This window comes from Nocardia carnea (assembly GCF_029869215.1).
Lineage (GTDB): Bacteria > Actinomycetota > Actinomycetes > Mycobacteriales > Mycobacteriaceae > Nocardia > Nocardia carnea_B.
The window spans coordinates 1-8,599 of sequence record NZ_JARWPM010000377.1; the positions used below are offsets into that span (position 1 = coordinate 1).

The following is an 8,599-nucleotide window of genomic DNA, read 5'->3' on the forward strand; positions in this document are numbered from 1 at the left end:
CGGGGTGGGGGGGCGTACCCTGCCCTACCCCGCCTACTATCTCCTGCCCGGGGGGGGGCCCCGGGTTACTTGGCGGGGGGGCGGGGCCCGCTGCTGGCCCCGCGACCGCGGCCTGCCCGCCGAACTGCTCACCACCGACGCCGAGGAACTCGTCGCCCGGCCCGACGTCGATGTGGTGGTGGAGGTCATCGGCGGTATCGATCCCGCCCGCGCACTGATCCTGGCCGCCCTCAATGCCGGGAAATCCGTGGTCACCGCCAATAAGGCACTGCTGGCCGATTACACCGGCGAACTCGCCGCCGCCGCCGAACGCAGCCGCGCCGACCTCTACTTCGAGGCCGCGGTCGCCGGGGCGATCCCGGTGGTGCGCCCGCTGATCCAATCGCTGTCCGGTGACCGGGTGAACCGGGTCGTCGGCATCGTCAACGGCACCACCAATTTCATCCTCTCCGCGATGGACGAAACGGGCGCGGACTACGGCGAAACCCTCGCCGAGGCCACCCGCCTCGGGTACGCCGAAGCCGATCCCACCGCAGATGTCGAGGGCTACGACGCCGCCGCGAAGGCCGCCATCCTGGCCTCGCTGGCGTTCCACACCCGGGTGACGGCCGCCGATGTGTTCCGGCAGGGCATCTCCACCATCACCGCCGAGGACCTGGAAACCGCCTCCGCGGTGAACTGTGCGGTCAAACTGCTCGCCATCTGCGAGCGGGTCCCGGCCGGTCCGGGGGAGCCGAGCCCGGCCGAGGGCGGTAAGGAACGGGTCTCGGTGCGGGTGTATCCGGCGCTGATCCCGCGCAAACACCCGCTTGCCTCGGTGAACGGGGCGTTCAATGCGGTGGTCGTGGAGGCCGAGAACGCCGGCAGGCTGATGTTCTACGGCCAGGGTGCCGGTGGCGCGCCCACCGCCTCGGCCGTGCTGGGTGATCTGGTGATGGCCGCGCGTAACAAGTTCTTCGGCGGCCGGGCCCCCGGTGAATCCGTCTACGCCGCGCTGCCGATCGCCCCGATCGGCGACACCCCGACCCGGTACCACGTGAATCTGAAGGTCGAGGACCGTCCCGGTGTACTGGCCCGGGTAGCGGGTAAGTTCGCCGAGCACGGGGTCAGTATTTCGACCGTCCGGCAGGAAGGGCACGATGACCGGGCGCGACTCGTTGTGGTGACCCACCTGGCGACCGAGTCGGCGCTGGCCGAAACCGTCGCCGCCCTCGCGGATATGGAATCCGTCACATCTGTCACCAGCGTTCTGAGATTGGAAGGCACCGAAGAATGACAACAGCATCGCGGAGCGATTCCGTCAGGGGCGGCGGTGGGGTGACGGGTGGGCCAACCGCATCGCGGAGCGGGCCCGCCGGCGTCGCCCCGCAGTCCGGAGTGCATTCCCGCTGGCCCGGCCTGATCGCGGCCTACCGGGATCGGCTCGCGGGTGCGGCCGATTGGGAACCGGTCACCCTGTTCGAGGGTGGCACCCCGCTGGTGCCCGCCCCATACCTGTCCGAGCTCACCGGGTGCGAGGTGTACCTGAAGGTCGAGGGCGCCAACCCCACCGGTTCGTTCAAGGACCGCGGGATGACCATGGCGATGACCGACGCCAAGTATCGCGGCCAGCAGGCCGTGCTGTGCGCCTCCACCGGTAACACCTCCGCCTCGGCCGCCGCCTACGCCACCCGCGCCGGGATGACCTGCGCGGTGCTCATCCCGCAGGGCAAGATCGCCATGGGCAAACTCGCCCAGGCGGTGATGCTGGGCGCCAAGGTGATCCAGGTCGAGGGCAATTTCGATGATTGCCTCGAACTGGCGCGCAAGGTGACCTCCGATTTCCCGGCCATCGGCCTGGTGAATTCGGTGAATCCGGCCCGGATCGAGGGCCAGAAGACCGCCTCGTTCGAAATCTGCGATGTGCTCGGCACCGCACCCGATGTACACGCGCTGCCGGTGGGCAACGCCGGCAACATCACCGCCTATTGGCGCGGGTACCGCGAATACCACGCCGACGGTGTGACGAATTCGCTGCCGCGGATGCTGGGCGTGCAGGCCGCTGGCGCCGCGCCGCTGGTCAACGGTGCCCCCGTGAAGGAACCGGAAACCGTCGCGACCGCCATCCGGATCGGCGCGCCCGCCTCCTGGAACGGCGCGGTCGCGGCGAAGGAGGAGTCGGGCGGGGCGTTCCGCGCCGCCACCGACGACGAGATCCTGGAGGCGTACCGGCTGGTCGCGGCCAAGGAAGGCGTGTTCGTGGAACCCGCGTCGGCGGCGAGCGTGGCCGGTGTGCTGGCCGCCCGGGCCGACGGCTGGCTCGAGCCCGGCCTCAAGGTGGTCTGCACTGTCACCGGTAACGGACTCAAGGACCCCGATACCGCGCTGCTCGGGATGCCCGAGGTACAGGCCGTCGCGGTCGACCCGGTGGCCGTGGCCGCCCGACTGGAACTGGCCTGACCTTGGATACGCGCGAGAGCCGGCTCACCGCCCCCACGCTGCCCGCCGGGCTCGAAGTCTCGATCGAAGTCCCCGCCTCCAGTGCGAATCTCGGCCCCGGTTTCGATTCGCTGGGTATGGCGCTGGGTATCCACGACCGGATCGAGGTGCGCAGCACCGATTCCGGACTGGATATCCGGGTGGAGGGCGAAGGCGCCGACGAGGTGCCCTGGGGTCCGCAGCATCTGGTGGTCCGCGCCATCGAACGCGGCCTGGAATCGGCCGGTGTCTGGGCCGACGGCCTGGAGGTGGTGTGCCGGAACGCGATTCCGCACTCCCGTGGGCTGGGGTCCTCGGCGGCGGCCGTGGTCGGCGGGATCGCCGCAGGCTGTGCGCTGGCCGCGAAGTTCGATCCCGCCCTGGCCGTCGACACCGACCGGATGGTGCAGCTCGCCGCCGAATTCGAGGGTCATCCGGACAATGCGGCGGCCAGTGTGCTCGGCGGAATCGTCGTCTCCTGGACCGAGACCGGGCCGGGCCCCGAGGCCATCGGTGATATCGCTGCGCCGCAGCGGATCTACCGCGCGGTGCGGATCGACGGGCACCCCGGTCTGCACCCGGTGGTCCTGGTTCCCGAGGTCCGGTCCTCGACCGCGCAGACCCGTGGCCTGCTCCCGGAGCTGGTGCCGCATCGCGACGCGGCTTTCAACGTGAGCCGGGCCGCGCTGGCGGTGGTCGCGCTGACCCAGCGACCCGACCTGCTGCTGCCCGCCACCGCGGACCGGCTGCACCAGACCCAGCGCGCACCCGCGCTGCCGCTGACCACCGCCTGGATCGAACGGTTGCGGGCCGCCGGGATCGCGGCTACGGTTTCTGGCGCCGGCCCCACCGTGCTCGCACTCGGGACCAGCGCTTTCCCCGACGAGCTGCGTGCGCGTGCCGCGGCGGACGGCCTACGGGTACTCGAGCCCGGCCTCGCGGAGGGCGTCCGGATCGCCTGACGGGCGCGTCCGCCTTGCCGAGGTTCGTAGTTGCCCGCTATCCTGGGCAAGTCCGTACATCGCGCGCATCAGACGCCGGTGCTTCATCAGGGCAATCGCTCCAGCAGGCTCCAGGCTCGAGCCTCCATGCCATGGGGGTGCCGCGCAGCCTCTGAACTGGAATGATCTCTTCCACCATTTTCCAGCGGTGGCGAAGCACCCGGTCCCGGAGGGGCAGGCGATACGGCTACAAATCCGAGTTCGACACTGCGTTCGGGCTACGGAACGAAACCCTCGACACAGCACACGGCCATCGAGGGAAGGAAAGGATCTCCGTGACAGATACGGACCTGCTCGCGACACCCGGGGTGGAATCCGACTCCGAACCCTCGGGCAAGCGCGAAAGTGACTCCGGACAGATTTCGAAGATGAGCGAAAACACCGACATCGGATCGGGGCTGACTGGAATGTTGTTGCCGCAGTTGCGCGCACTGGCAGGGGAACTCGGAATCAGAGGCACCTCGGGTATGCGCAAGGGTGATCTCATCGCCGCAATCAAGGAAAACCAGGCCGGTAGACCCGCCGCCGCGGAGCGCAATACCCGCGCGAAGGCTGCCAAGGAACGTAAAACCGCGGAGCAGCCGCAGCCCGAGGCCGTGCCCGCCACCACCGCGCCCGCCGCCGCTTCCGCCGCTCCGGCCGAAGCGCCCGCCCCCGCGCGGACCGAGACCGAGCGCGCCGCCACGAGCACCGACAACGGGTCCGGCGAGGTCAAGGCCGCGGATTCGCAGGCCACCACCAACGGTGCGGCCACCACCAACGGCACCGCGAAAACCGACACCGGGGCCGCTGCCGCGGGCGATTCCAAGCCCGAGGCCAAGACCGAAACCAAATCCGGTGAGGCCGAGGACACCGGCCGGGATTCCGGGCAGCGTGGCCGTGGCCGGCAGCGCCGTGGTCGCGACCAGCAGGGCAAGAACGCCGCGGATTCCGGCGAGCCCCGCGCCGACGAGGCCAAGGGCGACGGCGCGAAAGCCGACGCCAAATCCGACGGTAAGGACGCCGACCAGGGCGAACGCCGGCGCGACCGGAGCCAGAGCGGCCAGCAGAACCAGGGCGACCAGCGCGGCGGCAACCGGGGCGGCGCCGACAATCGCGGCGGTGACGACGAAGAAGGCGGCCGGGGCCGCCGGGGTCGCCGGTTCCGTGAGCGGCGGCGCGGCCGCGATCGCGAGGGCGGCGGCGAGGCCCGTGAGCCCGAGATCCGGGAAGACGACGTTCTGCAGCCGGTCGCGGGCATCCTCGATGTCCTGGACAACTACGCGTTCGTGCGCACCTCCGGCTACCTGGCCGGGCCGAACGATGTCTACGTCTCGATGAACCTGGTCCGCAAGAACGGCCTGCGCCGCGGTGACGCGATCACCGGTGCGGTGCGCGCGCCGCGCGAGGGCGAACAGGCCAATCAGCGGCAGAAGTTCGATCCGCTGGTGCGCCTGGACACCGTCAACGGTGCCGAGGTGGATGCGGCCAAACGGCGGCCCGATTTCAACAAGCTCACCCCGCTGTACCCGAACCAGCGGCTGCGGCTGGAAACCACGCCGAACAAGCTGACGACCCGGGTCATCGACCTGATCATGCCGATCGGTAAGGGACAGCGTGCCCTGATCGTGTCGCCGCCGAAGGCCGGTAAGACCACGATCATGCAGGACATCGCCAACGCGATCGCGATCAACAACCCCGAGTGCTACCTCATGGTTGTCCTGGTCGACGAACGTCCCGAAGAGGTCACCGATATGCAGCGTTCGGTGAAGGGTGAGGTCATCGCCTCCACCTTCGACCGGCCGCCGTCCGATCACACCTCGGTCGCCGAACTGGCCATCGAACGGGCCAAGCGACTGGTCGAAATGGGTAAGGACGTGGTGGTCCTGCTCGACTCGATCACTCGCCTGGGGCGCGCGTACAACAACTCCTCGCCGGCCTCCGGGCGCATCCTGTCCGGTGGTGTCGATTCCACCGCGCTGTATCCGCCGAAGCGGTTCCTCGGCGCGGCACGCAATATCGAGAACGGCGGCTCGCTGACGATCATCGCCACCGCCATGGTGGAAACCGGTTCGACCGGTGACACGGTGATCTTCGAGGAGTTCAAGGGCACGGGTAATGCCGAGCTCAAACTGGATCGCAAGATCGCCGAGCGGCGCGTGTTCCCCGCGGTGGACGTCAACCCGTCCGGTACCCGTAAGGACGAACTGCTGCTCAACCCGGACGAGGCCGCGGTTCTGCACAAGCTGCGCCGCGTGCTGTCGGGCCTGGATTCGCATCAGGCGATCGATCTGCTGATCGACCGGTTGAAGAAGAGCAAGAACAACCTGGAATTCCTGATGCAGGTCTCCAAGACCGCACCGGGCGCTCTGGACGAATGACAGAGACGGGGGTCGCCGAGAGGTGACCCCCGTTTTCTGCCCGGTCCGGACCAGGAACAAACGCAAGGGCAGGCGTGTTTCAAGGGGCGTCGGAGGTTCTGGCATACTGGACCGCCGTGCGTCTGCGAATCGCGCAGACTCCCGCCTTAGTCGGTTCCGGTTCACGTTCGGCAATATCCGAACGACCCGGCGACCAATATCGAGAGGACATCCATGAAGGCAGGAATCCACCCGGCCTACGTCGACACCACTGTCGTCTGCGGTTGCGGTAATACGTTCCAGACCCGCTCCACCAAGGAATCCGGGCATATCACCGTCGAGGTCTGCTCGCAGTGCCACCCGTTCTACACCGGCAAGCAGAAGATCCTGGACACCGGTGGTCGTGTGGCCCGCTTCGAGGCCCGCTACGGCAAGCGCGCCAAGAAAGCCGACGCCGACTCCAAGTAGCTTTCCCGCCGGCGCCCGGTCCTGCCCCTTGCAGGCCGGGCGTTGGCGTTTTTTATGCCCGCCGTTCCCGCGTCGTCCGCTTCGAGTAGGAGTCTCGTTCCATGGCCGAGAAAACCGCACCGTCCGCCATCGACGATGTGCTGGCCGAGTACGCCGGACTGGAGACCCAGCTGTCCGATCCCGCGCTGCACAACGATCCGGGGGCGGCCCGGCGGGTGGGGAAGCGGTTCGCCGAACTCGCGCCCGTGATGACCACCTACAAGAAGCTCGCCGCCACCCGCGACGATCTGGAGGCCGCGCGCGAGCTGGCCGCCGACGATCCGGCGTTCGCGGCGGAGGTGCCGGGGCTCGAGGAGCAGCTCGAAGGACTGGAGAAACAACTCGCCGACCTGCTGGCCCCGCGCGACCCGCACGACGGCGACGATGTGGTGCTGGAGGTGAAATCCGGTGAGGGCGGCGAGGAATCGGCGCTGTTCGCCGCCGACCTCGCCCGCATGTACATCCGCTACGCCGAACGCCGCGGCTGGAAGGTCGAAGTGCTCGACGCGGCGATCTCCGATCTCGGCGGATACAAGGAAGCGACGCTGTCGATCAAGAGCCGCGATGCCGCGCGCGACGGGGTCTGGTCGCGCTTCAAATTCGAGGGTGGCGTGCACCGGGTGCAGCGGGTGCCGGTGACCGAATCGCAGGGCCGGGTGCACACCTCGGCCGCCGGCGTGCTCATCTACCCGGAACCCGACGAGGTCGAAGAGGTGCAGATCGACGAGAACGATCTGCGTATCGACGTCTACCGCTCGTCCGGTAAGGGCGGCCAGGGCGTGAACACCACCGATTCGGCGGTCCGGATCACCCATCTGCCCACCGGCATCGTCGTCACCTGCCAGAACGAACGCTCCCAGCTGCAGAACAAGGCCCGCGCCATGCAGGTGCTGGCCGCGCGGCTGCAGGCATTGGCCGAAGAGCAGGCCGAACAGGAGGCGGCCGAGGGCCGGGCGAGCCAGATCCGCACCGTCGACCGCTCGGAACGGATCCGCACCTACAACTTCCCGGAGAACCGTATCGCCGACCACCGCATCGGCTACAAGGCACACAACCTCGACTCCGTGCTCAACGGCGATATGGACGCCCTGCTGGACGCCCTCGCCACCGCCGACCGCGCCGCCCGGATGGAACGGGAGTAACCGTTCCCGCCGCTGAACCGGCGCATATGCGGAAGAGTCGAACTATGACCCGTATGCAGTTGCGGCCTGTGCTCGCCGAGGCCATCGAGACCCTGCGGGCGGCCGGGGTGGCGAGCCCGCGCGCCGATGCCGAACAGCTCGCCGCGCATGTGCTGGGAGTCGAACGCGGACGGCTGCTGCTCACGCCGCTGATCGGCCCGGAACAGCTCGACGACTACCGCGCCCTGGTCGCCCGCCGCGCCGAGCGGGTTCCGCTACAGCATCTGACGGGGCAGGCGTCGATGGGTGAGATCGATCTCGAGGTCGGCCCCGGCGTCTTCGTTCCCCGCCCGGAAACCGAGTTGCTCTTCGCGTGGGCGCTGGCCCGGCTGGAAACCGTCCCGCACGACCACACCCCGATAGTGGTGGACCTGTGCACGGGTTCGGGCGCGCTGGCTTTGGCGATCGCATACGCCCGCCCGGACGCCGAGGTGCACGCGGTGGAACTGGACCCGGACGCCCTGCGCTGGGCCCGCCGCAACGCGGAGCTGCGCAGTGCGGCCGGTGATACGCCGATCACCCTGCACCAGGCCGATGTCACCGATCCAGGCCTGCTCACGGATCTGAACGGCCGCGTGGATCTCGTCGTCGCCAACCCGCCCTACATCCCCGAAGGCGCGGAATTATCCCCCGAGGTCGCCGACCACGACCCGCACCGCGCCCTCTTCAGCGGCCCGGACGGACTGGATGTGATCCGCGCGCTGATCCCGCTGATCGGCCGTCTCCTGCGTCCGGGCGGTGGTGCCGCCATCGAACACGACGACAGCAACGGTGGGGAACTGGCGCGCTTGCTTGCCGCGGACGGACGCTTCGGCGGCATCACCGAACACCCCGACCTCGCCGGCAAACCGCGTTTCGTAGCCGCGGTGATACCAACGCGCGATGCATGAAGATGTGGGTTGAGCAATCCGGCGAAGGTGGCTGTGTTTTTTGGCGCGCCTTCGGCGCGCGGGGGGTGTGAGCCATATTGTTGAGTCGGACAGGCGGGCACCATGGCACGCTGGGGTTTCGACTACGAATCCGTGCTCAGCGAACGCCATCCCGCGATGATCTACTGCCGGATCACCGGTTTCGGCGTGGACGGCCCGATGGGCGGATTGCCCGGCTACGACGC

General features: G+C 68.7%; 7 protein-coding genes and 1 pseudogene. All 8 read left to right on the forward strand.

Going from position 1 to position 8,599, the window contains the following annotated elements; genetic code table 11:
• Nucleotides 1-4 precede the first annotated feature (4 nt).
• Nucleotides 5-1,276 (forward strand): homoserine dehydrogenase, encoded by a 1,272-nt coding sequence (locus tag QH276_RS27400; protein ID WP_280406940.1) that lies wholly within the window; start codon nt 5-7, stop codon nt 1,274-1,276.
• A gap of 101 nt (nt 1,277-1,377) precedes the next feature.
• Nucleotides 1,378-2,439, forward strand: coding sequence for a threonine synthase (thrC, locus tag QH276_RS27405; protein WP_280399659.1), 1,062 nt, complete (start codon nt 1,378-1,380; stop codon nt 2,437-2,439).
• Nucleotides 2,440-2,441: 2 nt separating this feature from the next.
• On the forward strand, nt 2,442-3,419 hold the full coding sequence (gene thrB, locus QH276_RS27410; RefSeq protein ID WP_280399660.1) for a homoserine kinase: 978 nt from the start codon (nt 2,442-2,444) through the stop codon (nt 3,417-3,419).
• Nucleotides 3,420-3,826: 407 nt separating this feature from the next.
• Nucleotides 3,827-5,818 carry a transcription termination factor Rho gene (rho, locus tag QH276_RS27415; RefSeq protein WP_280399661.1) on the forward strand — a complete coding sequence of 664 codons (1,992 nt, stop codon included), beginning with the start codon at nt 3,827-3,829 and terminating at the stop codon, nt 5,816-5,818.
• Nucleotides 5,819-6,031: 213 nt separating this feature from the next.
• Nucleotides 6,032-6,265: a 50S ribosomal protein L31 gene (gene rpmE, locus QH276_RS27420; RefSeq protein ID WP_280399662.1), complete on the forward strand. Its 234-nt coding sequence runs from the start codon at nt 6,032-6,034 to the stop codon at nt 6,263-6,265.
• 101 nt (nt 6,266-6,366) lie between these two features.
• Complete coding sequence (gene prfA, locus QH276_RS27425; RefSeq protein ID WP_280398404.1) at nt 6,367-7,446, forward strand: peptide chain release factor 1; 1,080 nt, start codon at nt 6,367-6,369, stop codon at nt 7,444-7,446.
• 44 nt (nt 7,447-7,490) lie between these two features.
• Nucleotides 7,491-8,375, forward strand: coding sequence for a peptide chain release factor N(5)-glutamine methyltransferase (prmC, locus tag QH276_RS27430; protein WP_280398403.1), 885 nt, complete (start codon nt 7,491-7,493; stop codon nt 8,373-8,375).
• A gap of 90 nt (nt 8,376-8,465) precedes the next feature.
• Nucleotides 8,466-8,599 (forward strand): annotated as a pseudogene (locus QH276_RS27435) (CoA transferase); the annotation flags it as partial.